Origin of the sequence: Ensifer canadensis (assembly GCF_017488845.2) — a bacterium.
GTDB lineage: Bacteria > Pseudomonadota > Alphaproteobacteria > Rhizobiales > Rhizobiaceae > Ensifer > Ensifer canadensis.
In genome coordinates this window covers 2,473,098-2,496,013 of sequence record NZ_CP083370.1, presented here as the reverse complement: position 1 = coordinate 2,496,013, position 22,916 = coordinate 2,473,098, and the positions used below count along the sequence as shown (strand labels likewise).

At 61.7% G+C, this 22,916-nt stretch carries 27 protein-coding genes; 11 read left to right on the top strand and 16 right to left on the bottom strand.

The features are described 5' to 3' along the window. Positions 1–38 precede the first annotated feature (38 nt). Both J3R84_RS12170 and lgt read right to left on the bottom strand, forming a co-directional pair. Positions 39–1,142 (bottom strand): class I SAM-dependent methyltransferase, encoded by a 1,104-nt coding sequence (locus J3R84_RS12170; RefSeq protein ID WP_203529135.1) that lies wholly within the window; start codon positions 1,140–1,142, stop codon positions 39–41. 12 nt (positions 1,143–1,154) lie between these two features. Beyond that, positions 1,155–2,000 (bottom strand): prolipoprotein diacylglyceryl transferase, encoded by an 846-nt coding sequence (lgt, locus tag J3R84_RS12165; protein WP_025427920.1) that lies wholly within the window; start codon positions 1,998–2,000, stop codon positions 1,155–1,157. Positions 2,001–2,191: 191 nt separating this feature from the next. On the opposite strand from lgt, the gene J3R84_RS12160 reads away from it, so the two are divergent. The 5 genes from J3R84_RS12160 to J3R84_RS12140 all read left to right on the top strand — a co-directional run bounded on the left by J3R84_RS12160 (position 2,192) and on the right by J3R84_RS12140 (position 5,145). Then, on the top strand, positions 2,192–2,452 hold the full coding sequence (locus J3R84_RS12160) for an accessory factor UbiK family protein (RefSeq protein ID WP_025427919.1): 261 nt from the start codon (positions 2,192–2,194) through the stop codon (positions 2,450–2,452). A 447-nt stretch (positions 2,453–2,899) separates the two neighbouring features. Then, complete coding sequence (locus tag J3R84_RS12155) at positions 2,900–3,400, top strand: type III secretion system chaperone family protein (RefSeq protein ID WP_025427918.1); 501 nt, start codon at positions 2,900–2,902, stop codon at positions 3,398–3,400. 1 nt (position 3,401) lies between these two features. Continuing rightward, positions 3,402–4,220 (top strand): pyrroline-5-carboxylate reductase, encoded by an 819-nt coding sequence (gene proC, locus J3R84_RS12150; RefSeq protein WP_025427917.1) that lies wholly within the window; start codon positions 3,402–3,404, stop codon positions 4,218–4,220. A gap of 15 nt (positions 4,221–4,235) precedes the next feature. After that, positions 4,236–4,577, top strand: coding sequence for a tRNA-binding protein (locus J3R84_RS12145; protein ID WP_025427916.1), 342 nt, complete (start codon positions 4,236–4,238; stop codon positions 4,575–4,577). 4 nt (positions 4,578–4,581) lie between these two features. Next, complete coding sequence (locus J3R84_RS12140; RefSeq protein WP_025427915.1) at positions 4,582–5,145, top strand: protein-tyrosine phosphatase family protein; 564 nt, start codon at positions 4,582–4,584, stop codon at positions 5,143–5,145. Between the two features lie 158 nt (positions 5,146–5,303). Here the strand turns inward: J3R84_RS12140 and J3R84_RS12135 are convergent, their stop codons facing one another. From J3R84_RS12135 to J3R84_RS12120, 4 genes are all read right to left on the bottom strand, one after another. After that, entirely contained in the window at positions 5,304–5,807 is a 504-nt protein-coding gene (locus tag J3R84_RS12135) for a tetratricopeptide repeat protein (RefSeq protein ID WP_198956839.1), read from the bottom strand. 43 nt (positions 5,808–5,850) lie between these two features. Next, on the bottom strand, positions 5,851–7,233 hold the full coding sequence (locus J3R84_RS12130) for an ATP-binding protein (protein ID WP_025427913.1): 1,383 nt from the start codon (positions 7,231–7,233) through the stop codon (positions 5,851–5,853). A 132-nt stretch (positions 7,234–7,365) separates the two neighbouring features. Continuing rightward, positions 7,366–8,067, bottom strand: coding sequence for a response regulator (locus J3R84_RS12125; protein ID WP_025427912.1), 702 nt, complete (start codon positions 8,065–8,067; stop codon positions 7,366–7,368). Positions 8,068–8,112: 45 nt separating this feature from the next. After that, positions 8,113–8,595 carry a MarR family winged helix-turn-helix transcriptional regulator gene (locus J3R84_RS12120; RefSeq protein WP_025427911.1) on the bottom strand — a complete coding sequence of 161 codons (483 nt, stop codon included), beginning with the start codon at positions 8,593–8,595 and terminating at the stop codon, positions 8,113–8,115. A 271-nt stretch (positions 8,596–8,866) separates the two neighbouring features. Between J3R84_RS12120 and J3R84_RS12115 the strand changes: the two genes are divergently transcribed. Beyond that, the gene (locus J3R84_RS12115) at positions 8,867–9,757 is read left to right on the top strand and encodes a branched-chain amino acid aminotransferase (RefSeq protein ID WP_025427910.1); all 891 of its coding nucleotides are present in this window, start codon (positions 8,867–8,869) and stop codon (positions 9,755–9,757) included. A 75-nt stretch (positions 9,758–9,832) separates the two neighbouring features. On the opposite strand, the gene J3R84_RS12110 is transcribed toward J3R84_RS12115, so the two are convergent. Then, complete coding sequence (locus J3R84_RS12110) at positions 9,833–10,099, bottom strand: hypothetical protein (RefSeq protein ID WP_025427909.1); 267 nt, start codon at positions 10,097–10,099, stop codon at positions 9,833–9,835. Between the two features lie 338 nt (positions 10,100–10,437). Next, a complete protein-coding gene (locus J3R84_RS12105; protein ID WP_025427908.1) occupies positions 10,438–11,061 on the bottom strand; it encodes a DUF1236 domain-containing protein in 624 nt (207 codons plus the stop codon). Between the two features lie 243 nt (positions 11,062–11,304). Here J3R84_RS12105 and J3R84_RS12100 point away from each other — a divergent pair, with 243 nt between their 5' ends. Together J3R84_RS12100 and J3R84_RS12095 are read left to right on the top strand one after the other, a co-directional pair. After that, positions 11,305–11,469: a hypothetical protein gene (locus J3R84_RS12100; RefSeq protein ID WP_164474916.1), complete on the top strand. Its 165-nt coding sequence runs from the start codon at positions 11,305–11,307 to the stop codon at positions 11,467–11,469. A 271-nt stretch (positions 11,470–11,740) separates the two neighbouring features. Then, positions 11,741–12,382, top strand: a complete 642-nt coding sequence (locus tag J3R84_RS12095) for an MBL fold metallo-hydrolase (RefSeq protein ID WP_025427907.1) — start codon at positions 11,741–11,743, stop codon at positions 12,380–12,382. A gap of 106 nt (positions 12,383–12,488) precedes the next feature. Here the strand turns inward: J3R84_RS12095 and J3R84_RS12090 are convergent, their stop codons facing one another. Beyond that, positions 12,489–12,941 carry a BA14K family protein gene (locus J3R84_RS12090; protein WP_025427906.1) on the bottom strand — a complete coding sequence of 151 codons (453 nt, stop codon included), beginning with the start codon at positions 12,939–12,941 and terminating at the stop codon, positions 12,489–12,491. Positions 12,942–13,083: 142 nt separating this feature from the next. Next, a complete protein-coding gene (locus tag J3R84_RS12085) occupies positions 13,084–13,299 on the bottom strand; it encodes a cold-shock protein (protein WP_203529137.1) in 216 nt (71 codons plus the stop codon). 219 nt (positions 13,300–13,518) lie between these two features. On the opposite strand from J3R84_RS12085, the gene J3R84_RS12080 reads away from it, so the two are divergent. Then, positions 13,519–13,926, top strand: a complete 408-nt coding sequence (locus J3R84_RS12080; protein WP_128090426.1) for a hypothetical protein — start codon at positions 13,519–13,521, stop codon at positions 13,924–13,926. A gap of 77 nt (positions 13,927–14,003) precedes the next feature. Here J3R84_RS12080 and J3R84_RS12075 read toward each other — a convergent pair whose 3' ends face one another. Beyond that, complete coding sequence (locus tag J3R84_RS12075; protein WP_025427904.1) at positions 14,004–14,900, bottom strand: DMT family transporter; 897 nt, start codon at positions 14,898–14,900, stop codon at positions 14,004–14,006. Positions 14,901–15,004: 104 nt separating this feature from the next. Here J3R84_RS12075 and J3R84_RS12070 point away from each other — a divergent pair, with 104 nt between their 5' ends. Beyond that, positions 15,005–15,457: a hypothetical protein gene (locus J3R84_RS12070; RefSeq protein WP_038576303.1), complete on the top strand. Its 453-nt coding sequence runs from the start codon at positions 15,005–15,007 to the stop codon at positions 15,455–15,457. Between the two features lie 35 nt (positions 15,458–15,492). On the opposite strand, the gene J3R84_RS12065 is transcribed toward J3R84_RS12070, so the two are convergent. From J3R84_RS12065 to J3R84_RS12055, 3 genes are all read right to left on the bottom strand, one after another. Beyond that, positions 15,493–16,641, bottom strand: coding sequence for a PQQ-dependent sugar dehydrogenase (locus tag J3R84_RS12065; protein ID WP_051509213.1), 1,149 nt, complete (start codon positions 16,639–16,641; stop codon positions 15,493–15,495). A 125-nt stretch (positions 16,642–16,766) separates the two neighbouring features. Beyond that, on the bottom strand, positions 16,767–17,435 hold the full coding sequence (locus J3R84_RS12060; protein ID WP_025427901.1) for a class GN sortase: 669 nt from the start codon (positions 17,433–17,435) through the stop codon (positions 16,767–16,769). Next, the gene (locus J3R84_RS12055; protein WP_203529138.1) at positions 17,425–19,770 is read right to left on the bottom strand and encodes a marine proteobacterial sortase target protein; all 2,346 of its coding nucleotides are present in this window, start codon (positions 19,768–19,770) and stop codon (positions 17,425–17,427) included. Before J3R84_RS12055 ends, J3R84_RS12060 begins: the two co-directional genes overlap by 11 nt. A gap of 458 nt (positions 19,771–20,228) precedes the next feature. Between J3R84_RS12055 and J3R84_RS12050 the strand changes: the two genes are divergently transcribed. Further along, positions 20,229–21,431 carry a pyridoxal phosphate-dependent aminotransferase gene (locus tag J3R84_RS12050; protein WP_025427899.1) on the top strand — a complete coding sequence of 401 codons (1,203 nt, stop codon included), beginning with the start codon at positions 20,229–20,231 and terminating at the stop codon, positions 21,429–21,431. Between the two features lie 135 nt (positions 21,432–21,566). On the opposite strand, the gene J3R84_RS12045 is transcribed toward J3R84_RS12050, so the two are convergent. Continuing rightward, positions 21,567–21,872, bottom strand: coding sequence for a hypothetical protein (locus J3R84_RS12045; RefSeq protein WP_025427898.1), 306 nt, complete (start codon positions 21,870–21,872; stop codon positions 21,567–21,569). Between the two features lie 176 nt (positions 21,873–22,048). Next, positions 22,049–22,915, bottom strand: a complete 867-nt coding sequence (locus J3R84_RS12040; protein WP_025427897.1) for an NAD(P)-dependent oxidoreductase — start codon at positions 22,913–22,915, stop codon at positions 22,049–22,051. Between the last annotated feature and the right edge of the window lies 1 nt (position 22,916).

Sequence of the window (22,916 nt, the reverse complement as noted above, 5' to 3'; positions counted from 1 at the left end):
ATATGATTTTCACCCTTGGCCGGCCACGCCCGAAGCAATCATGCCTTGGGTTTGCGAAACGGCGGAAGCGCGATTGGCGGGCTGCTGACGGCGAGCACCTTGAAAAGTTCGCCCATCTTGCCTTCGCCGGATCCGGCAAGCCTTTCGACGTCCTGGCGGATGCCTTCCTGGATCATTGCATCCTTCTCGCGGCCCAGCGCCGCGGCGCGCTCCAGAAGACCAAGGCCGATCAGGAAATCGCCCTGGTGAGCAAGCCCATTGATCCGCACGCCGTCGTTCTGCGCGCGCCGCGCCAGTTGCTCGAAGTCGACATGGCTGGTCAGGTCGGCGCGTCCAGGGTTGGCAAGTGGCGGATCGTACTGATGGTCGAGCAGCGCTTGCAGCGTGTCGCCGTAGTTCGTCGCCAGGTGCCCGTAGTCGATGATGACGGCGGTGCCGCCGCCGATCTTCAGCCGTTCGCAAAGGGCGGCCATGACTGCGTCGCGGGCAGGCGCGATCTCGAAGATCGTGCCTTCGGCAACTGCTTGTGCGGGCGTCGGCAACAGTGTCGGGTCGATGCCGGCAATCCCCGCGGCAAATGTCAGCTCGTCCTCAGCGTCGAGGCCGACCATGCGTTCGCGAAACCCTTGCGGCGTTCGCACGAACTGGCGGATCGGGATGGCATCGAAAAGCTCGTTGGCCGCCAGGAGCACAAAACCCTCCGGCAGCGTTTCGAAACTGGTGTGCCATTCCACCTTCTCGCCATGGGCGGCCAGTGTTTCCGCCTGGATCTTGCGCAGGCGATCACTCGTTTCGACGAGATGGACGCTGGCGGTGGCATAGAGTTCGGGGGACAGGCGCCTGACGACCCGTAGGACGTCGGACATCATCGTGCCGCGGCCGGGGCCGATCTCGACGATCACGGGCTGCTCCGGCGCGCCATGCTGCTGCCAGGCATGAACCAGGAAGATGCCGATCATCTCGCCGAAGAGCTGGCTGATTTCAGGCGCCGTGGTGAAGTCGCCCGCTTTGCCGAAGGGTTCGCGAACGCGATAGTATCCGTGCTCCGGATCCGCGAGGCAGAGCGAGAAATAGTCGGTGACGCTGATCGGTCCGTTGGTCCTGATCAGCGTCTTTATCTTGTCCGCGAGTGGTGTCGTCATGCGCCCGTCCAATTATGCAGCAGCGACGGCGGCCCGGCACGCCCGGGCGATGGCCCAGATGCCGGCAAGCGCCATCGGCAGCGAAAGCAGCATGCCCATGGTCAACCAACCGCCGGCGAGATAGCCGATCTGCGCGTCCGGTTCGCGGAAGAATTCGACGAAAATGCGGCTTGCGGCATAACCGAGCACAAAGATGCCGGTGACAAGACCCGGCGATTTCAGCGCATGGCGGCGATAAATGAACCAGGCGATGACGGTGAGCAGCACGAGACCCTCGAGTGCCGCCTCATAGAGTTGGCTCGGGTGGCGGGCAAAGGGGCCGCCGGTCGGAAACACCATTGCCCAGGGCATGGACGACAGCCGGCCCCAGAGTTCGCCATTGATGAAGTTGGCGATGCGGCCGAAGAACAGGCCGATTGGCACCACGGTCGCGACGATATCGAACATGCTCCAGATGGCGATGCCGTTCCTGCGCGCAAAGACGATCATGGCGATGGTCGTGCCGAGGAAGCCGCCGTGGAACGACATGCCGCCATTCCAGATCTCGAGCGCGCGGATCGGGTTTTCGAGAACGGAGCCCAGATCATAGAAGAGGATGTAGCCGATGCGGCCGCCAAGCACGATGCCGCCGGCGGCCCAGAGCAGGAAGTCGTCGAGCTGCGCCAGGGTTGCCGCGGGTTCGCCATTGCGCCAGAGCGACGTGTTCTGCACGAGGCGGCGCGCGTAGTACCAGCCGATGAGGATACCGGCGACATAGGCCAGTCCGTACCAGTGGACAGCGAGCGGACCGATCTGGAAGATCACGGGATCGATTTGAGGGAAGGGGAGAATGGCGAGGCGGGTCGCGATGGTTTCCAAAATGTCTTCTCGTTCCGGACCGGTTGTTTTGCCGGAACATGGCGATCGAATCCGGCGGGGTCAAGGCCGCTTGCGGCCGACGGCCAGCCACAGTTTGGTGATTTTTCTTGCATCCGTTCGCGCCTGACCCTACCTGAAAACCAGGACCGCATCGCAGTGCGAGGCGGCGGCTGAATATGGAGATCAGAACGATGAGCACAGGCGCCAACCGCATCATGGATGATTTTGCCAAGTTGATGACCGATGCCGCAGGGGCGGCCCAGGGTGTGCGTCGCGAGGTCGAGACCGCGTTTCGCGCCCAGGCCGAGCGCGCGATGAATTCGCTCGATGTCGTCAAGCGCGAGGAGTTCGAAGCCGTGAAGGAAATGGCGATCAAGGCGCGCGACGAAAACGATGCGCTTCTGGCGCGTATCGAGGCTCTGGAAGCGCGTCTCGCCGAAAGTGGCAAGTAACGCGATTCTTGCGAAATAACGGCTTTTCAACGTTTCTACTTCGCCCGCGGATCGATTCTGCGGGCGTTTTGCTGTCGTTATTCCTTGGCGGTGTGAAACGCCGCACAGGGAGGTTAATAAAACCTGAAAAGTTTTCCACCTGTGGACACTGGCAAAAAACCCTTATGCCAGAGTCGCTTAACCACCCGCGCTGAATCGAAATGGCAACACGCAAGTGGTTGTACCCGGCTATTTTTCGGCCGGGGGGCTGGCAGCCTGACTCCGCCATTATACACTGATTTTAAATGATGATTCGAAACGGACCACGCAAGCTCCAGGCAGGGTAAGTCAGCCAGGATGGATGTGAGTTCAGCAATCATAGTGTGTTCTTATTCAGTGCCAGGTTTGCAGAGTTGCGTCTTGTAAACGTGATAACGCGCGCCTGTGTCGCGCCTACTAGGGTGATGCATGAGCCTTTTGGAAATGGAAATCGAGCGTCAGTCCAACCCGGTCGATATGATCGAGTTTGTGGCCGCCACCAATGACTGGTCATTCGAACGGTCGGGCGAGGACGAGATCGCCATGACCGTGGAGGGCAAGTGGGCGGACTACCACGTTTCCTTCTCGTGGATGGAAGAGTTCGAGGCGCTGCATCTTGCCTGTGCCTTCGACATCAAGGTTCCCGACAGCCGCGTCAACGAAGTCATCCGTCTTCTGTCGCACATCAACGGTCAGGTGCTCATGGGGCATTTCGATCTGTGGCGGCAGGAAGAGGTGGTGATCTTCCGGCAGTCGCTGCTGCTCGCCGGCGGCGCCGAGCCCACCAATCAGCAGGTCGAAGTTCTGCTTTCGAGCGCGCTTGATGCCTGCGAGTCCTATTTCCAGGCGTTCCAGTTCGTCGTCTGGTCGGGCATGGATGCGCAGCGCGCCGTTGATGCGGTGCTGTTCGAAACGGTCGGGGAGGCTTGAGATGGCAGCCGTCGCTTCCGGTCCCATCGTTCTCATCGGCGCCGGCAACATGGGCGGCGCCATGCTCAGCGGTTGGCTGAAGAGCGGCGTCAAGGGCGCCGACATTCTCGTCATCGATCCCGGCCCGCCGCCGGCGATGGCAAAGCTGATCGCCGACAATGGCGTCAGTCACGCGACCTCGGCTCCCGCTGGCGTCGAGGCTGCGGTGATTTTCATCGCCGTCAAGCCGCAGGTGATGGAGGCGGTGCTGCCGCCGCTGAAGACACTCGTCGGTGCAAGCACGGTGATAGTTTCAGTCGCTGCCGGCAAGACGCTTGCCTTCATCGAAAGCCATCTGGGTGCTACCGCCACCGTGCGCGCCATGCCCAACACGCCGGCGATGATCGGGCGCGGTGTTACCGGCGCCTTTGCCAATGCCCGCGTCAGCGACGCGCAGCGCGGCCAGGTACATGATCTCCTGAAGGTCAGCGGCCCGGTCGAATGGGTCGAGACTGAAGCCGATATCGATGCCGTCACCGCCGTTTCCGGAAGCGGTCCGGCCTATGTCTTCTACCTCGTCGAGTGCATGGCGGAGGCCGGGCGCAAGGCCGGTCTCAAGGCGGACCTCGCCATGCGGCTCGCGCGGGAAACCGTCGCGGGGGCTGGTGAACTCCTTTATCAGTCCCCCGACGACGCTTCGCGGCTGCGCCAGAACGTAACCTCGCCGGGTGGCACGACCGCCGCAGCACTCGCGGTGCTGATGGCCGATGACGGGATGCAGCCACTTTTCGACAAGGCCATTGCCGCTGCCCGCCAGCGCGCCGAGGAACTGGCCGGTTAATTCAAGAGCATTGTCATGTCGGAAACGATTACTTTCGCAGATTTCGAACGCGTCGATATTCGTGTCGGCACCATCATCGAAGCCGAGGTTTTCCCCGAGGCGCGCAAGCCGGCCTACAAGCTGCAGATCGATTTCGGCCCTGAAATCGGCATAAAAAAGTCATCGGCGCAGATCACGGTGCACTACCAGCCTGAGGATCTCATCGGCCGGCAGATCATGGCAGTGGTCAATTTTCCGCCACGCCAGATCGGTCCTGTCCGTTCCGAGGTTCTTACGCTGGGCTTTGAAGACGAGGCTGGCGCAATCGTGCTGGCCGCCATCGACAAGGCGATTCCCAACGGCCGCAAACTGATGTGATCCGATGACAATCCATGTTGATCTGATACCCGAGCGCGTCAAGGTCTCCTGCCTTTGGCGCGCGGCTGATGCTGCGCGCGACTGGCGCGCCAGCCATGTTCTCTCGCTGCTCGATCCGGAATTGCCCGATACCGACGTGCCTGTTATCGCCGAGGCGAGCCACCGCGTCGTGCGCATGCGCGATCAGGAAAACGCCGGTGCGACGCAGCATTTCCCGGATCTGGTCCTTGAAGTGTTCGAAGCGATGCGGCCGGCTGCCGACGACAGGTCGAGCCGCATTCTGGTGCATTGCCATGCCGGCGTCAGCCGTTCGACCGCTTTTGCCTATGGTTTGATCGCCCACCAGCTCGGCGCCGGCCGCGAGGACGAGGCTTTTCGGGCGCTTTTGATGATCACCAGAAAGCCCTGGCCGAACCGCCGGATCATCGAGATCCTCGATGCGTCGCTTGGTCGTGAGGGCCGGTTGCTTGCACCGCTCGACGCCATGCGCGCGCGCCATCCGCGTCGCATCGATGCCTGGCACCGCTTCAACGAGCGGCGCGGCCTGATTTCCATATATTCGCGCTAGAGCATTCCAGGAAAAGTGCGAACCGGTTTTCCGTCAAGAAATGCGTAAAAACAAAGAGATAGAGCGTTTGTGCGGTTCCGTCTAAATCGGAAACGCTCAAGAATAAACCGGCCGAAGGTGGGCAGCGCTTTCGGGGAAAACGACTTGCTTGGGGATGCTCACGCGTCCGACAGCAACGCGTCGGCGTAGCGCTTGAGCGAGCGATTGTAGCGGGGCAGATGGCGCGCCAGACGGCCGAGCGCCAGGCCCGCCGCCTCCTGCGCTCGTCCGGCATCGACGAGCGAGAGCGCCAGAAAGCCTAAGACCGCATCGTCGAGTTCGTCGGATGGCATTGTCCGTTCGGCCTCCAGCAAGGCAATGCTCTCTTCGATCTGCCCGAGATTGCGCAGCGTGCTTGCAAGCTGGATGGTGGCGCGGCGGCGGCGAATGCCGGAGAGGCCACCGGCAAGCGCCTGCCGATACAGAGGTGCTGCATTTGCTTCGTTGCCGAGGGAATCCTGGGCTGATGCACGCTCGAAGAGGCCGATCGGATCGCCGTCCGGAAGTTCGGCGGCCAGCACATCGAGCCGTGCGATAAACGCGTCCGCGTCCATATGGCCGAAATCCGCCCAGTGCAGCGCCAGCCGCTGTTCCCAATCGTCCCAGTCTAGCGTGTCGGACAAGTCCGGAGCCTCCATATTTGCAGCGCTGACCAGATCGCCCCGCTCACGCCGGCAAACGCACGGTTGCCCGCAGGCCGCCAAGCGGGCTGTCGCCAAGCGTGACGTTGCCGCCGTGGCTGCGGGCGATGTCGCGGGCGATCGCGAGGCCGAGGCCGGTTCCCGAACTGTCGAGATTGCGCGCCTCGTCGAGGCGGAAGAACGGCTTGAACACGTCCTCGCGCGAGCGCTCGGGAATGCCGGGCCCGTCGTCGTCGACCGTGATCGTCACCCATTTGGCGCTGTGGCGTGCCTCGATATTGACCCGGTTGGCGTAGCGATAGGCGTTGGATGCCAGGTTGGCGATAAGGCGGGTGAAGGCGTTCGGGCGAACACGGACCTGGTCCTCCCCCTCGACGGAGGTCGTCAGCGTCTTGCCGTGCAGTTCTGCTTCGGCGGCAAGACGCGTCATCAGGTCGCTGAGCTTCAATTGCCCGACGTCTTCCTCAGCCTCCCCACGGGCAAAGGCGAGGTAACCTTCGAGCATGTTCTGCATGTCGTCGACATCCTGATTGAGGCTTTCGAGGTCGGGGTTGTTGCCGGCGAGCGCCAGCTGCAGCCGGAAGCGGGTCAGGATGGTTCGAAGGTCATGACTGACGCCGGTGAGCATGGCCGTGCGCTGCTCGATCTGGCGCTCGATGCGCTCGCGCATCTGGATGAAGGCAAGGCCGGCGCGGCGAATTTCATCAGCGCCACGCGGTGCGAAGTCGTCGATCTTCTGGCCCTTGCCGAAACTTTCCGCTGCCTTGGTCAGCGCCAGGATCGGCCGGATCTGCCCGCGCAGGAACAGGATGGCGATCGACAGCAACACCAGCGAGGCGGCAACCATCCAGACGATGAAGATATGGGTGTTGGAGGCGTAGGCCCGGTTGCGGCGGGCATAGACCCGGAGCATGCGGCCGTCGTCGAGCTTGATGCGGATTTCGACAAGGTTGGAATTGCCGACCGTGTCGATCCAGAAGGGGCGGCGGACCTGGTCGGAGATCTCCTCGCTCAAGATTTGATCGAGGATCTCGAAGAAGGGCTTGGGCCGCGGCGGCGGCAGTTCGCCGCCCGGTTCGACGGAAATGCTGAGATTGAGCTGGTCGCGGGCGATGCGGACGATTTCCGAAATGTCGCGATCGGCGGGGAAAGTGGCGATCAGATCGACGATTGCCGCGATATCTCCGGTCACGGCTGCCGAGAGGCGCTGTGTCACCAGTTGCCAGTGCCGCTCCATGAAGATGAAGGCGACCACCGATTGCAGCAGCACCATCGGGATGATGACGATGAGCAGCGAGCGGGCATAGAGGCCCATCGGCAACCGCCGGCGCAGCCAGCGGGTGACGCGCTTCCACGGATTGTCGCTCGGGTTTGCCGCCTCGCGCCGCATACTGTCAAAGCTTGCCATCGGTTTCCGCTGCCCTCATCGGGGTCGCCACTCTAAAGCGCGTCGCGATCTCCGGGATTCGCTTCTTGCGCTTTAATTTCTTGTTTCTGCGCATGTCGCGCAAAACCGCTGCGCACTTTTGCGCGACATGCTTTAGTCCACGCTCAATCTATAGCCGATGCCGCGGACCGTCTGTAGCCAAACGGGATTGGAGGGATCGTCCTCGATCTTGCGCCTCAGGCGATTGATCTGGACATCGATGGTGCGCTCGCCGACCTCGGCATCGTCGCCGATCAGTTCGTGGCGCGGGATCGTCTCGCCGGCGCGTTGGGAGAACAGCGTCATGATTTCCTGCTCGCGGTCGGTAAGGCGGATGTGATCGGCGCCGCGTCGAAGCTCCTTGCGTACCACGGAGAAGGTGTAGGGACCGAAGATCACCTGATCGATCTTGGGCGCCTGGGCCGGCTGGTTGCGCCGCAGGATATTGCTGATGCGCAGCACCAGTTCGCGCGGCTCGAACGGCTTGGAGAGATAATCGTCGGCGCCGGCTTCGAGGCCCTCGATGCGAGAATTCGATTCCGCCAGCGCCGTCAGCATCAGGATCGGCACGGTCTTGATCTGGCGCAGGCTCTGCGTCAGGGAAATGCCGCTTTCGCCGGGCATCATCACGTCGACGATCAACAGGTCGAAATCGAGACCGACCAGCTTGCGTCGCGCTTCATCGGCGTCGGCGGCGGTCGTGACGCGAAAACCCTGTTCGACCAGATAGCGGTTGAGCAGATCGCGGATACGCCTGTCATCGTCGACGATCAGTAGATGGGCTGCATCGTCGGAGACTGTCGCTTTTGTTGTCATGCCTAGCTTTCCCCCGTCGCCCGCCGATAGCGGGCTTTCGACATTTCAGTCCCCGGCGCCGTTCTTCATGCAGGCAAGGAAGCGCTTGACGGTTTCGCGCGCGCCGGGACCCGTCTTTGCCAATGCATCGGCTATGCGGCGGGACTGTGGCTCGGCAAGCGCACGGGCAAGCGCCTGGCCTTCCTCGGTGGTATAGAGCATGCGCTGGCGCCGGTCCTCTGGCCCCGTGACCTGCCGGATATAGCCGGAATCGATCAGCTGCTTGAGCACGCGGGCCAGGCTCTGCTTGGTGATCTTCAGCGTATCGAGCAGGTCTGCCACGGTCATGCCCGGCTCGCGGTCGACAAAGTGCACGACGCGGTGATGGGCGCGGCCGAAGCCGCTCTTTTCCAGGATCGCATCCGGATCGGAGGTGAAGTCGCGATAGGCGAAGAAAAGCAGCTCGATGATTTCGAAGTCGATCGTATCATCGTCGTGCGCGACCGTGTCGCCCACATATCGGGTGTTTTCTTTGGATTGGCCGGCCACGCGGTCATTTCCTTTCAGCCAAGTTGCAACTTACGAAACAATCGGAAAAATATGTCAGCTTTATTGACATATTTTTACCGCGTTGGTAGCGTCCATGCTCGGTAAGCGAGACATTTGGCGGCGGTAATACCTCAGGAGGATATGCCGCGCCGCACTGATCGCAAATCCAAAATCTCGAAATTGAATTTTCCCACAATCAGTTTGCCGATAAACTGAAAGCGGGAAGATAATCAACAGCAAGAATGGCGCACAAGCGCCAGAGGACGACATCATGGCAGCGGTTCCTTTTGATCAGTTGGACGGCGAAATCTGGTTCAACGGCGAGTTCGTCGCGTGGAAGGACGCCAAGATCCACGTGCTGACCCACGGCCTGCACTATGCAAGTGCCGTATTCGAGGGTGAGCGCGCCTATGGCGGCCGCATTTTCAAGCTGACCGAACACAACCAGCGCCTTCACAACTCCGCCGAAATCCTCGGCTTCAAGATTCCCTATTCCGTCGAAGAACTGGACGCGGCGAGCGTCGAACTTCTGAAACGTCAGGGCTTCTCCGAAGCCTATGTCCGGCCGATCGCCTGGCGCGGCAGCGAGATGATGGGCGTTTCGGCCCAGAGCAACCGCATCAACGTGGCGATCGCCATCTGGCAGTGGGGCAGCTATTTCAACCCGGCCGAAAAGCTGAAGGGCATTCGTCTCGATATCGCCGAATGGCGCCGCCCGGATCCGAAGACGGCGCCGTCGAAATCGAAAGCTGCCGGCCTCTACATGATCTGTACGATCTCCAAGCATGCGGCGGAAGCCAAGGGCTATGCCGACGCGATGATGCTCGACTACCGCGGCCAGGTGGCTGAAGCGACCGGCGCCAACATCTTCTTCGTTAGGGATGGCGTCATCCATACGCCGGTGCCGGATTGCTTCCTCGACGGCATCACCCGCCGCACGGTGATCGAGCTGGCGAAGCGCCGCGGCTACCAAGTGGTCGAACGGGCGATCATGCCGGAAGAACTGTCCGGTTTCAGCGAGTGCTTCCTGACCGGCTCTGCCGCCGAGGTCACGCCTGTTTCCGAGATCGGCCCCCATCGCTTCACGCCGGCAACCATCTGCGAAACGCTGATGAACGACTACATGAAGGAAGTCTATCCGGTTGCAGCGGCAGCCGAGTAACCGGATTATCCCTGAATGCAGAAAAGGCGGCCCAGGGCCGCCTTTTGTCTTGCTACGGATATCGTTCGGAAGGCGTCAGGCTTGTTTTCCGAGGAATTGCCCGACGATGCCGCTCAACACACCGCCGCCGACGAGGCCGCCGAGTGCCTGCATCGCAAGACCAGTTGCGGCCGCTTCGCCACCGAGCATCTGGATCAGGAACCCCCCGCCGAGGCCGCCGATAGCGCCGACGATCGTGCGTGCGACGACACTGAATGCCCCTTGCTTCAACACTGCGCTGGCCGCGTTGCCGCCGGCCGCCCCCGCGATCAATTGGGTAATGATTGGCATTAATGCTTCCATTGATCCCTCCGTATCCAGGCCCGTCGAAGACGAGCCGCCAAATGCCGATGATCCGGCAAGGACAGGTTGAGGCCGAATTTAGACTCTTGTCAATTTGGGGAAGTCACGGCTGCCTTCTGTGAAGGCGTTACTCGCTAAAATGTTGCTGTTTCATGCCGGAAACCGCGCTTTTCGAGCTTCGAAAGCCGAAAAATGACAGAATTACTGCAGTGTTCGAGGATCGTTTCAGCCGCCCGTGGCTAAAAAAGACTGGTGATTCGCTGCAGTGCAAACGAAAACTCCAGCGGCCAAGCCGCTGGAGTTGGTTGTGTATTCGCCCACGTGGAGGCGTGTTTCGTTTAGCGATAGACGTAGACGATGCGGCGTGTTGTCGGCTCGACCAGAACCGGCTGGCCGTTGATGCTGACATAGTCGTAGCTATAGTCCGGCACGCGGCGCACTTCGACTGTCTGCGGCAGCTCGGCGCCGACCACGACTTCGCCGTCGAGATAGACGGTTTCGCCCGGGTTGGTGGTGATATAGGTGCGCACCGTATCCGGCGGCGCGATCGGATCGACCTCTTCGACAGGGCCGAGCAACTCGTCACCGGGTGCAGGCATTGGCGGATCGCCGGCCTGCGCCTCATAGGTCACGACGGGAACCGCCAGGTCGGCGCGTCGATCCTGAACGACGACAGCAGCGCCGCCGAGATCGGTGGTCAGATATTGGGCATAGACCCAGCCACGAAGGCCGTTGACGTCGACACGGCACCACTTGCTGCCTTCGATGCAGCCATCAAGGACTGCGGTGCTGCCGCGTGTTGCCAGGCCAACGGTGGGATATTGCGGGCCCGGGCCAGCGCGGACATTGAGGTCAGTGACGGTTGTGGCGGTCATGGCTGCGAAGGCTGCCGAGGTGCCAGCTACGAGTACGAAACCCGCAGCCGCGGCAGTTCGCAACAGGGTGCTGGTAAGGTTCTTCATCATCATGCTCCTTCGTTATCCCTGATGAGCAAACGCAGCGATGGTGGGGATGTTCCCGCGGTAACGTCACGAAATGTGAAGATGCGACATACTAACCCTGTCGCAGTTCAACCCGGCGTTACGCCGAGGGAACCGTTTCGCGATCAAAGTATTTTTCCTGTCGATGTCGGGCAGGCGCCCGAGGGAACGATCAGCGATATGCCCGCGCAAAGAAGGTGAGCACGGGCAGGAGAGGGAGGTTCAATGTCGAATTCAGCTGTTAATCCGGTAAATCCTGCCATCAACGGCTTGCGCCCGGTGGTGGCAATCGTCGTTGCGGCCGAACTGCTTGTCTCGGCCTTGCTGCTTACCACCGTGCAGCTCCCCGCACCTCAGTCTCCATCAGCGGAAATTGCCAGCCTGCGTTAAAGCGCGTCGCGATCTCCACTGCATGTTTCCTTAGATCGTATTCGATTTAAGGCAGCATGCAGTCATTTAAGTGCTACCGCGACCTTTGCGCATCTAATATGACGCGCGGCGCTCAAGGATTCGCTTGCTGCGCTTTAAGCTCTTGTTTTTGCGCATGTCGTCATCGCAAAACTGCTGAACACTTTTGTGCGACATGCTTTAATTCGCGCTGTGTCTGATGCCGTTTGGCGCTATAGGTGTGCCAACGACATCTAAGTGAGGCGCAGACGGCATGCTACAGGCGGGCATCATCCCGGTTACTCATTTCCAGCAGAACTGCACGGTTCTCTTCGATGCTGAAACCAAGGAAGGCGTGATCGTCGATCCCGGCGGCGACGTCGATGTGATCCTCCAGACGATCCAGGAGAACGGCATCACGCTGAAGGCGATCTGGCTGACGCACGGCCACATCGACCATGCCGGCGGTGCCAAGGAACTGAAGGAAGCGCTCGGGCTTTCGATCATCGGCCCGCACAAGGACGATCTGCCGCTGTTGTCGCGGCTGGAAGAGCAGGCCGAGAAATTCGGCCTGGCGATGAAGGTCGAGAACGTCGTACCCGACCAATGGCTGGAGGACGGCGATACCGTCTCCTTCGGCAATCATGTGTTTGAAGTGCTGCATTGCCCCGGCCATGCGCCTGGCCACGTGGTCTATTTCAACCGGGTGCAGAATTTTGCCCATGTCGGCGACGTGCTGTTCCACGGCTCGATCGGTCGCACCGATCTTCCCGGCGGCAATCATCAGCAATTGCTCGATTCCATCCGCGACAAGATCCTGCCGCTCGGCGATCAGGTCGGCTTCATTTGCGGCCATGGCCCCGGTGGACAGATTGGTGAAGAGCGGCGCACCAACCCCTATCTGCGTGGTCTCTGACCCCGAAAAGACGCGGGCCCCGGTTCGGGAATATAGGCCGTAATGAAAAAGCGCATGCCCCGGGAAAAGGCATGCGCTTTTTGTTTATCGCATCGCGGCTTTTCAATCAGCCTGCGTCGCAGAAGTAGCTGCGGCCGTCGTAGCCGCGGAACGTACCGTTGTCCGGGTTGAACGAGCGGTAGCGCTGCGAGCAATAACGATACCAGGACGGGGTCCAGGGCTCGAGCGAACCGTAGCCGCCGCCGCCGTAGCCGCCGCCATAGTTGTCGACGACAACCGGACGCGCGCGATAGACAGGGCGCGGACGATAGACCGGGCGCGGCTCGTAATAATCGGGCTCCGGGTCGACATAGACGCGCTCGCTGTAACGCGGCTGCGAAGCAATCGCGCCGCCGATGATCACGCCGGTCGCCAGGCCAAGAGCGCCGAGTGCAACGGCGTCACCGTTGTCATAGTGCCTGCGGCGGTTCCAATCACCAGCCTCAGCCGTGCTGAGGGTCGGGAGAACCGAGGCGGCGGCGATGACCGAGAGAACCGTCGCTTTGATGAACTTGTTCATGGCTTCAATCCTGTGCATGGTCCGGAGCGTTTCCGGCCTTCATGATGAAAGAGTGTTAACCACGCCAAACTGAACGGGGCCTGAACAAAAAAACCCGGCATCGCTGCCGGGCTTCAACTTGAATCTTTCAGCAAAACCGGTGTTAGCCGGAGATCTGCAGGTTGACCGCCTTCGGGCCTTTGCCGCGGCGATCCGGTTCGGTGTCGAAGCTTACCTTCTGATTTTCCGACAGGCCGTCCAGGCCGGAAGCCTGGACAGCGGAGATGTGTACGAAGATATCTGCACCACCGTTGTCAGGCTTGATGAAACCAAAGCCCTTGTCGGTGTTGAAGAATTTAACAGTGCCAGTTTCGGCCATGCGTCAGGTCCTTTTCTCTCCACCCGTTTGACGGACGGGTAGCATTGCAGTTTGCCCGATTGGGCGTTGGGCAGGCAGTTCTCGATATTTGAGGAAAGGTTCCTGTTACCGCAGCCAGCCATCGGAAAGGTTGCAAACTCGCGTCCCCCCCAGTCTGGCCACCCGGAGTTTTTGCGTCTCCGGCCCGCTTTTATTTCAAGATCTTCCCATGCTCGTAGATTGCCCGAACAGAGTAAGATTGATGGGTTTATTTTGAATTGGCAAGCAAAACTTTTTAGAAGTGGTATTGCGTCTTGCCATTGCTCAAAATTCGGTCAGTCGCCGATTTTTCAGGTGATATTGAAGGTGCATCGCAAGCTGTTGAAATCACAGCTTTTTGAACGAATGTGCCGAGAAGTTGAGTGCTTTGCGCCGTTTTTCGCCGCAATCGGCGACGCCGCGATGGCTGCCAAACAGGTCCATTCATTTGTCAAGCGACTGATATGGTTGAAGCTTCTTGCCAAAGTGATGCTGTCGGGCACCGTGGCGGTTCGCTTTGCAGAAATCCTGCAAGTAATAACCGGGAATCGGCAGGTTGCATCGCGGCGCTTTAAAGTGAAGCAACAGCTTTGCGGGGCGGGGCAATAACAAGTAACGCAGCAGTTCAGTACCCGCCAAAATCAAGGGTTATAGTTCTGCAGGTCCCCGCGCATGCCTATCTCGTCTCAGGCTGCGGCTTCCTTCCGGCCACCTTTCGTGATCTCGGGCACGATCTCGACGACCAGCATGGCGGCAAAGATGATGGCGCAACCGACATAGCCGATGGGCGTGATGATCTCCCCGAGCAGCAGCACCCCGAAGAGGGCTGCAAACAGCGCCTCGCTCGACAGGAAGATCGCTGCCTGCGGTGCCGTGGTGTAGCGCTGGCCGACGACCTGGCAGATGAAGGCGACACCACTGGAGAAGATGCCCGCATAGAGGATTTCCGGCAGCGCGCCCTTAACCGCCTCCATGCTCAGGGGCTCGATCGCCAAAGCGACGACGCAGCCGAGTACGGCGCAAACGGCAAACTGCGTCATCGACAGCAGCATCGGCCGGCCGCTGCTCGGTGCGAAGATGCCGACAAGCATCAGCTGCAGTGCCCAGAACAGGGCGCAGACAACAGTCAGATAATCACCACCGGTCAGGCTCGACAGAGCGCCACCACTCAAAAGGAAGATACCGAGCAGGGCCATCAGCGCGCCGGGCCAGATGATCCAGTGCGGCCTGCGGCGGAGGAAGATGATGGTCAGCACCGGGACGAAGACGACGTAAAGCCCGGTTAGAAAGCCGGAGTTGGTGACGCTGGTGGTGAGCAACCCGTATTGCTGCGTAACGGCGCCTGCAAAAAGCGCGAGCCCGACAAACACGAAGTTGCGAAGGGTCCTGCCGGTCAACGGCTGCGGCGCCCGCCTGGTTTCAACGACGGCGAGCGGCAGCGCGACCAGGGTTGCGATGGCAAAACGAAGCGTGATGAACCAGAGCGGTCCGATCGCCTGCATCGCCGTCGACTGGGCGACGAAGCCGGCACCCCAGATGGCGCCGGAAAACAGCAGGAATAGATTGGCCTGGACGCGGGTCATCATTGCTCTCCTCAGATGCTTCGCCGTCTATCAGTTGCGATTTTTCCGGGCAAGGCTCATCGTCGGCGGCCGGCTGATCTGCGCGGCGTGCCGGCGACGGTTGCATGGTGGAGATGGGGACGGTGGAGATGGGCGAGAGCGGTTATTCGGGAACGCCGCTTGTCCGCAAGCTGGGCATGAGGGGCGGGCAGTCAGCGCTGTTGCTTGGCGTCCCTGACGATCTGACCGATATTGCCGGCTTTCCAGGGTTCTCCAGGTGCGAAACCGCCGTCGACGGCCCGGCGTCACGTCGGCACGACTACATCCACGTCTTCGCCGTGGAGAGGGCAAAGCTTGAAGCGCTGGCACTACCGCTTGCGGCGAGCCTCAAGGCCGACGGCATGATGTGGATCTCGTGGCCGAAGCGCGCATCGAAGGTTCCGACGACGCTGACGGAGGACGTCTTGCGCGAGATCTTTCTGCCGCTCGGGCTCGTCGACACCAAGGTCTGCGCCGTCGATGCGGTCTGGTCCGGATTGAAGTTTATGTTCCGCAAGGACGTTCGCGCCGATCTCTGATCCCGAATTTGGATTTATACGAGCGCCGGTTGGTATTACTGCGTCGGTGCCTTGGAGACCCTGAGCAAGGCGCCATCCTCTTCGTCCGTCACCATCAGCAGTGCGCCGTCCGGCGCCACCACGATGTCGCGGATACGGCCGAACTCGCCGTCGAACAGCCGTTCCTCGGAGGTCACAGCGCCGGTGTCGTCCCGCTCCAGCCGGGCGAGGAGCTGATACTTCAGCGCCGCCACCAGCAGGTTGCCATCCCACTCCGGAAACATCTTGCCGCGATAGACCGCGAGCGCGCCTGGCGCAATCGAGGGATCCCAGTAGTAGATCGGCTGGTCGAAGCCGTCCTTGGCCGTGCCTTCGCCAATCTCGGCGCCGGAATAGTCCTTGCCGTAGGTGATCACCGGCCAGCCGTAGTTATGGCCGGATTGCGGGTTGTTGACCTCGTCGCCGCCGCGCGCGCCGTGCTCTGCCGTCAGAAGCGTGCCGTCCTTCGGATCAATGGCGATGCCCTGCGGATTGCGATGCCCCTTGGACCAGATTTCCGGCAGGCCCTCGGTGCCCCCGCGATAGGGGTTGTCGGCGGGAATGCTGCCGTCGGCGTTGATGTGCAGGATGGCGCCGGCATGATCGTGCAGATCCTGGGCGCGCTCGCGCTCGCCGCGGTCGCCGATGCCGAAGAACAGGCTGCCATCAGGCGCGAATGCGATGCGCGAGCCGAAATGCTGGCCGTTGCGGGTCAGCTTGTTCATCCGGAACAGTTCCTTGACGTCGGTCAGGTCCGAATTATCCGCCGACAATGCCGCCCGCACCAGGACCGTTCCGAAACCGCCGTCTCCACTGGCCGCGAGCGTCAGGTAGAGCGTGCGGCTGGTGGCAAAATCGGGGGCAAGGGCGATGTCGAGCAGGCCACCCTGGCCCTGCTCGGCCACCTCAGGCACGCCGGAAAGCGGCGCCGAGGCCTTGCCGTCGCGGATGATGCGCAGCCGACCGGCGCGCTCGCTGACGATGTAACTGCCGTCCGGCAGCACCTCGACGGACCAGGGATGTTCGAGCCCGCTCGCCAGCGTTTCGACGAGAACGTCGCCATGCTGGGAGGGAAACTCACGCGTTTCCTGTGCTGCGGCAGCAAACGGGGCGGCAAACGAAACAAGGCCGGCGAGGAGCGGCAGCGCGCGAATTGTTCCCGCCATCCGGGTCGTTTCCAGCCTTGATGCCTGCGCCTGCCACATTCGATATCTCCGATCAGTTCATGCCGCCACACGCCAAGCTGGAGTGGTCACCCGGTTCGTTCAAGTCAAATCGGATCAAAATGGCTTTATTTCGAAACCGAGCCTGTCGTCAGCGGCACCGGATGCTGCTCGCCGACCAGTTCGGCGGTCACGATGTAGCGCATCGGTCCCGGCTCGATCGCATCGAAAGGGAAGCAGGTGGCAAGCGCCAGCTTGTGGCCACTGGCCGAGGCGTTGATGCCGCTCTCGTCCCAGCGCGCGACCCGGCCTTCGCCGGCGCGGAAGAGAAAGCGCCGCCCGTCCTTGCGGGTCAGCACCAGCAGGTCGCCCGCGGACACATCCTTCAGCCAGCGGAAATGCGTGTCGCGGTGGGCGGCGATGACCGAGGTGCCTTCGTCGCCGGGAAGGGGGGTGTTTGTGAGCCAGGCAGGTCCGAAGGCAAGCGCCTGGCCGCTTGCGCCCTTGAGCACGATCGCCGAGCGGTTGATGCGCGGCGCCATGATTTCCGCTGTCGTTTCGAAGTCGGCCCAGGGCCAGGGCCTGCCATTGGCCTCGCCGTGCAATTGCGCCTCGAAGCTCTTTTTCAAGAGGACTTGAGAGACCTCGGCCTTGGCCTTCATGTAAAATCCCTTGCCGACCAGCATCAGGCCGGCAAGGGCGAACAGGGCAATGAGCGCGACCACGATCGTCTCGATCGCCGAAAGACGGGCGAGGAAGCCCGGGCGTGGCCCGGGCAGGTCGTCGTCAGCGGCCATGGCGTCGAACCCCTGATGTGACGAGGGCGGCGATCTGCCCACGCCAGAAGACGAAGGTGCTGCCGGCAGCAAGGGCAAAGGCGAGCAGCATCAGCCCGATGAGGATCTGCTTGTCTGCTTCGGTTGCCGTCTGCGGCAGGTTCACCTGGTTGTTGGCTTCGGCAATCAGGCCGGCGGCGCGCGCCGTCGGTGCCGCCAGCATGCGGTCGGCGGTCAGCATTGCGAGCTTCGTCTGGCTTTCGGCCGAAGCCTCGCGCTCGTCGACCTTTTCTGTCGCATCGGACTTCTCGCCGAAAACCTTGCCGAAGTCCCAGCCGGCCGGCAGGTTGAGCGGCACAGCGGTTTCCGTCAGGTTTTCGCCGGTGGGCCGCGACGGTGTCGCATCGACGGCGACAAGGCTGGTGACGCGCGAGACCAGGTGATGGGCGAGCGCGACGGTTTCGATCTGCCTGTCGAGCGTTGCCGGGTCGGCGATCGTCGCCGCGCTTGCCTCGAGATCGTCGATCTTACGGCGGGCCCAGAGCTTGGCGACGCCTTCGCCGGTTGCCGCCTTGGCGATGTCCATCTCGACGCGCCAGGGCTGGTCGCCGGCCTTGCCGACGATGCGAAGCTTGCCTTCCGGCGCGGCGCCGTCGAGTTCGGCCGTCAGCACGACCGGCTCGCCGCGATAGAGATCGGGCATCGGGTTCGGGGTGATGTCGCCCGTGGCCGCACCCTCGAAAGTGGCGGAGATGTCGGTCATAACAGGGCTCTCGAGCTTGGTGAAAAGCTCGCCCATACGGGCGGCCACCTGGCTCTCGGAACCGATCAGCGTGAAGGTGCCGCGGCCGTACTCAGCCGCCTTGGTCATGAAATGGCTGTTGGGCGCGGACCCGATGCCGACGGTGAAGACGCGCGCGTCGCCGCGGTTGTTCTGGATTTCCTGGAAAAGCTGGCCTTCATTGCCGATGGCGCCATCGGTGAGGAAGACCACCTGGCGAAGGGCGCCAGCGGCAACCGGTCCCTGCGTGCGCAGGGCCGCTTCCAGCGCCGGCAGCATTTCGGTGCCGCCGTCGGCGGTCAGGCCGCGCACGAAGGAGATCGCGTCCTCGCGCTTGTCAGGTGTCGCCTCGACGAGCCCAGGGAAATGCACAGTCATCGTGTCGTCGAAGCGGATGACGTTGAACCGGTCTTCCGGCTTCAGCCGCGAGATCGCCAGCGCCAGGCTTTCCTTTGCCTGCTCCATCGACGGGCCGGCCATCGAGCCGGAATTGTCGATGACGAAGACCACCTCGCGCCGGAGTGGTTTGTCAGTCGCGGTCGCAGTGACCGGCGGGGTGACGAAAGACAGGAGATAGGTCTTGCCGTCGACGGTCTCGCGGAAGAGGCCAGCATAGGGGCTCTTGCCTGCGACAGCCTTCCAGCTGAGTTCGAAATCCCTGTCGGCCGGAACGCTTCCTGCTTTCAACGTGATCTTGCGAGTAAGCTGGTCGAGGGTGGTCGTTTCGATCTCGTGAAAGGCCGATGTCACTTCGCCGATCGGGAAGCCCGCCTTCAGGTTGATCGTCAACGTCACCGGGTTGATCCTGGCGTTCTCGCGCGGATCAAGCACCGGCGGCTCGATCTTTTGGCGATCGGGGACCGGATCGCTGACGGCATAACCGGAGCGGCTGTCGAGATCGACGGTCTGGACGACCGGCTGCGGATTGTAGCGAGGGGCGACCACCATCGGGAAGCGGAAGGTGAAGGCGTCGTTCGACTGGGGCACACCGCTTTGATATTCGATCTGCACCACCACCGTTTCGCCAGGGCCGATATTGGCGACCTGATTGGTGAAGAGGTTGGGGCGTTGCTGCTCGAGCAGCGCCGCCTTCTTGCCCTCGGCCTTTGCCTGCTCGTAGATCTCCTTGGCCGCCTGGCGCGGCTTGATCTGACCCTCGATGAAGCGGTCGCCGATCTGCATCTTCAGCGTGTCGACGGCGGAATCATCGGGAAGCGGGAAGACATAGGTGCCTTCGACCCATCCCTTGCTCGGGTTCTGGAACCGTTGCGTCACCCGGGTGCGCATGATCGGGCCGTTGACGTCGATCTGAACGTCGGTCGCCAGTCGCGGCGCCTCGACGAAATAGCCGGGCTCCTTGGAGGGGAAGAGCAGGGCGCCGGTGCCCATGTCGTTGGGCCTGACATAGCCGGCCATCTGCTCGGGCCTGGCGTTTGCTGTCTGGGCCGAGGCCTGGGTCATCAGGCCGAGGATCATCACGATGCAGGCGGCGAGCGCTGCGAGCGCCAGATACATGCCCCAGCGCGCTTCGTTTTGCCGTGTCCGTGATTCAGCGATTTCGTCGTCGAGAAACATTGCATACCCCCGTCATGCCATGCGTTCGGATCATGGAAGGAAAGGCCCGGAAATCGGCTGTTGCGGGACGGAATTGCGGCGTTCCGCGACAGTTGTTGTGGCCAAAATATGGCTTTTCGAAAAAAGTCGAAATCCGCTGTTTTTTCTGAATAAATCGGGACCGTGGCACGTGTCTGACCGACCGCGCCTTCATCGGATGGAAGCCCCGGTTTCTTGTCGGTATGCGGACCGTTCTGGCCGGGGCTGCCATCACCTCAGGCGGAGCGCGTCGATCGTGATTGCTGATCACACTCATGAAACTTTGTCATGGTGACGCATTTTGCCCGCATTCCGGCGGTTTTTCAGGCTCTGGCGCTTGCAAGACCGGGCGTCTTTCGACATAGACCTAACCGCTATGGAGCCTGACTTTTTCGTTCCGTAGCGCTCACCGCGTCTCGAAACGATCAGGACCTTTCATCATGGCCTTCCTTGCCGATGCCCTTTCCCGTGTAAAGCCTTCCGCCACCATCGCCGTTTCGCAGAAAGCCCGCGAGCTGAAAGCGAAGGGACGCGACGTGATCGGCCTTGGTGCAGGGGAGCCGGATTTCGACACGCCTGATAATATCAAGAAGGCTGCGATCGACGCGATCAACCGCGGCGAGACGAAGTACACGCCGGTATCCGGCATTCCGGAACTGCGCGAAGCGATCGCCAAGAAGTTCAAGCGCGAGAACAACCTCGACTACACCGCCGCCCAGACGATCGTCGGCACCGGTGGAAAGCAGATTCTTTTCAACGCCTTCATGGCGACCCTGAACGCGGGCGATGAAGTCGTCATCCCGGCGCCCTACTGGGTTTCCTACCCGGAGATGGTGGCGCTGTGCGGCGGCACGCCGGTGACTGTTTCGGCGACGCAGGAAAACAACTTCAAGCTCCAGCCTGCCGACTTGGACAAGGCGATCACGCCGAAGACCAAGTGGTTCATCTTCAACTCGCCGTCCAACCCGTCGGGCGCTGCCTACAGCCACGCAGAACTCAAGGCGCTGACCGACGTCCTGATGAAGCACCCGCATGTCTGGGTGCTGACCGACGACATGTACGAGCACCTGACCTATGGCGACTTCAAGTTCGCGACCCCTGTCGAAGTCGAGCCCGGCCTCTACGACCGCACGCTGACCATGAACGGCGTCTCCAAGGCCTATGCCATGACCGGCTGGCGCATCGGCTACGCCGCCGGCCCGCTGCAGCTGATCAAGGCCATGGACATGATCCAGGGCCAGCAGACCTCGGGCGCAACCTCGATCGCGCAGTGGGCTGCCGTCGAGGCGCTCAACGGCACACAGGACTTCATCCCCGAGAACAAGAAGATCTTCGAAGGTCGCCGTGATCTCGTGGTGTCGATGCTGAATCAGGCCAAGGGCATTGCGTGCCCGACGCCGGAAGGCGCCTTCTACGTCTACCCGTCCTGCGCCGGCCTGATCGGCAAGACCGCACCGTCGGGCAAGGTCATCGAGACTGATGAAGACTTCGTCTCCGAGCTGCTCGAAGCCGAAGGCGTTGCCGTCGTGCATGGCTCGGCCTTTGGCCTCGGCCCGAACTTCCGCATCTCCTACGCGACGTCGGAAGCGCAGCTGGAAGAAGCATGCCGCCGCATCCAGCGCTTTTGCGGCGCCTGCAAGTAAGCTCAGGCATTCCATCTCATGAAAAGCCCGCCGGCAACGGCGGGCTTTTTTGTTCGTAAACGGATTCAACGGGCGGTCAATTTGATTCAAGCGCGGCGGCTAAGGCGTTGAAATCAGAGTCGAACTGCCCTTCGTTCAAGCCCCCGGAACCTCGTCATCGCCGACGACGCCGCCCTCGCTTTCGAGAATGGAGAGGCGACGTGCCTCGGAACGGGTAAACTTCAGGCAGACGCCGATGCCGCGTTCGCCTTCCGGCAGAAAAATGGCGCCGGCATTTTCGAGTGCATGCGTCAGCGACACGATCACCGCGTCGGCGGGCTTTTCCAGCTTGCGCTCGAACTTCAGGATCGTGTCTTCGTCGACGCCTGAAAAGCTCGCCAGCATCTCGCGCGAAATTTCGATCAGAGCCCGGGCGGCGCGGCACTGTGGACCTGTAATCATCGTCACCTCCAGTTGCGGCGAGGATGCGTGAAGCCCGGCGGCGGGTCAACAGCAAGCGAGGGCCCGCGACCTTTCGACCGCGGACCGTTTTGCTCGAGCCGGTTGGTTATGACGATGTTTAGGCGAGCGGCGGACGCTGCTTTCGCCGGCGCCTGCCACCCGTGGACGACAGAACCCTATTTTGCCCGCATTCCCTCGATGATGCCGGAGATCTCGTCGGCACCGAAGCCGCCGGCGAGGCGCTTTTGCGCCAGTCTTTCGATCGGATCCATGAACGCCGGATCGATGCCCTGGCTGCGGCTTGCGGCGACGATATTGGTGATCGCCACCGATTGCATCGCAAGGTTCGACATCACGTCGCGGGCGTGGTCGCCGCTGTCGATCCGCTCGGCAAGGTCGGGCAGAGCCGTCATCATCGCTGCCAGCCAGGGCTCGACGAAGGCTAGGAACTGTATTGCCGTGACGCCAACGCTGCCGGCAAGCGCCGTTGCGTGCAGATAGCCGCCGAAGAGGCCGTACATCGCCGACAGCAATGCGAGGTCGTTGACCGCGGCGAGAACAGGATCTTCGCCGAGATAGTGGCTCTGGCCAAAGGCAGCTAGTTGCTCCTTTGCGCCCTCAAACGCATCGGCGCTGCCGCTGTAGAGAATGAAGGCGTGCGACGAGCCGATCATCGGCGGCGTCGCCATGATGCCGCCGTCGAGATAGAGCGCACCGTATCCGCCAAGACGGCCGGCGGTCGCCCGGACCTCGTCCGGGCGACCATCGGTGAGGTTGACGACGGTCTTGCCGGCCAGCAAGGGAGCGGCGTCGGCAAGCGTGGCTTCGGCGGCGGTATAATCGGTGAGGCACAGCACGATCACGTCGCTGACGTCGATGGCTTCCTGCACCGTTTCGGCTCGGCGCGCGCCGCGGGCAACAAGTGTGTCAGCCCGCGCCTGGGTGCGGTTCCAGACCGTCGTTACGTTGCCTGCTTCGATGAGGGCGTTTGCGAGGGCCGTGCCCATGGCGCCGAGGCCGATGATGGTGATGCAATTGGACATC

What these genes read in the sequence shown, in the direction of transcription:
- J3R84_RS12170 (WP_203529135.1), bottom strand. Translation starts at nt 1,142, where the DNA reads ATGACGACACCACTCGCGGACAAGATAAAGACGCTGATCAGGACCAAC.
- J3R84_RS12160 (WP_025427919.1), top strand. Translation starts at nt 2,192, where the DNA reads ATGAGCACAGGCGCCAACCGCATCATGGATGATTTTGCCAAGTTGATG.
- J3R84_RS12155 (WP_025427918.1), top strand. Translation starts at nt 2,900, where the DNA reads ATGAGCCTTTTGGAAATGGAAATCGAGCGTCAGTCCAACCCGGTCGAT.
- proC (WP_025427917.1), top strand. Translation starts at nt 3,402, where the DNA reads ATGGCAGCCGTCGCTTCCGGTCCCATCGTTCTCATCGGCGCCGGCAAC.
- J3R84_RS12145 (WP_025427916.1), top strand. Translation starts at nt 4,236, where the DNA reads ATGTCGGAAACGATTACTTTCGCAGATTTCGAACGCGTCGATATTCGT.
- J3R84_RS12140 (WP_025427915.1), top strand. Translation starts at nt 4,582, where the DNA reads ATGACAATCCATGTTGATCTGATACCCGAGCGCGTCAAGGTCTCCTGC.
- J3R84_RS12130 (WP_025427913.1), bottom strand. Translation starts at nt 7,233, where the DNA reads ATGGCAAGCTTTGACAGTATGCGGCGCGAGGCGGCAAACCCGAGCGAC.
- J3R84_RS12125 (WP_025427912.1), bottom strand. Translation starts at nt 8,067, where the DNA reads ATGACAACAAAAGCGACAGTCTCCGACGATGCAGCCCATCTACTGATC.
- J3R84_RS12115 (WP_025427910.1), top strand. Translation starts at nt 8,867, where the DNA reads ATGGCAGCGGTTCCTTTTGATCAGTTGGACGGCGAAATCTGGTTCAAC.
- J3R84_RS12110 (WP_025427909.1), bottom strand. Translation starts at nt 10,099, where the DNA reads ATGGAAGCATTAATGCCAATCATTACCCAATTGATCGCGGGGGCGGCC.
- J3R84_RS12105 (WP_025427908.1), bottom strand. Translation starts at nt 11,061, where the DNA reads ATGAAGAACCTTACCAGCACCCTGTTGCGAACTGCCGCGGCTGCGGGT.
- J3R84_RS12100 (WP_164474916.1), top strand. Translation starts at nt 11,305, where the DNA reads ATGTCGAATTCAGCTGTTAATCCGGTAAATCCTGCCATCAACGGCTTG.
- J3R84_RS12095 (WP_025427907.1), top strand. Translation starts at nt 11,741, where the DNA reads ATGCTACAGGCGGGCATCATCCCGGTTACTCATTTCCAGCAGAACTGC.
- J3R84_RS12090 (WP_025427906.1), bottom strand. Translation starts at nt 12,941, where the DNA reads ATGAACAAGTTCATCAAAGCGACGGTTCTCTCGGTCATCGCCGCCGCC.
- J3R84_RS12085 (WP_203529137.1), bottom strand. Translation starts at nt 13,299, where the DNA reads ATGGCCGAAACTGGCACTGTTAAATTCTTCAACACCGACAAGGGCTTT.
- J3R84_RS12075 (WP_025427904.1), bottom strand. Translation starts at nt 14,900, where the DNA reads ATGACCCGCGTCCAGGCCAATCTATTCCTGCTGTTTTCCGGCGCCATC.
- J3R84_RS12070 (WP_038576303.1), top strand. Translation starts at nt 15,005, where the DNA reads ATGGTGGAGATGGGGACGGTGGAGATGGGCGAGAGCGGTTATTCGGGA.
- J3R84_RS12065 (WP_051509213.1), bottom strand. Translation starts at nt 16,641, where the DNA reads ATGGCGGGAACAATTCGCGCGCTGCCGCTCCTCGCCGGCCTTGTTTCG.
- J3R84_RS12060 (WP_025427901.1), bottom strand. Translation starts at nt 17,435, where the DNA reads ATGGCCGCTGACGACGACCTGCCCGGGCCACGCCCGGGCTTCCTCGCC.
- J3R84_RS12055 (WP_203529138.1), bottom strand. Translation starts at nt 19,770, where the DNA reads ATGTTTCTCGACGACGAAATCGCTGAATCACGGACACGGCAAAACGAA.
- J3R84_RS12050 (WP_025427899.1), top strand. Translation starts at nt 20,229, where the DNA reads ATGGCCTTCCTTGCCGATGCCCTTTCCCGTGTAAAGCCTTCCGCCACC.
- J3R84_RS12045 (WP_025427898.1), bottom strand. Translation starts at nt 21,872, where the DNA reads ATGATTACAGGTCCACAGTGCCGCGCCGCCCGGGCTCTGATCGAAATT.
- J3R84_RS12040 (WP_025427897.1), bottom strand. Translation starts at nt 22,915, where the DNA reads ATGTCCAATTGCATCACCATCATCGGCCTCGGCGCCATGGGCACGGCC.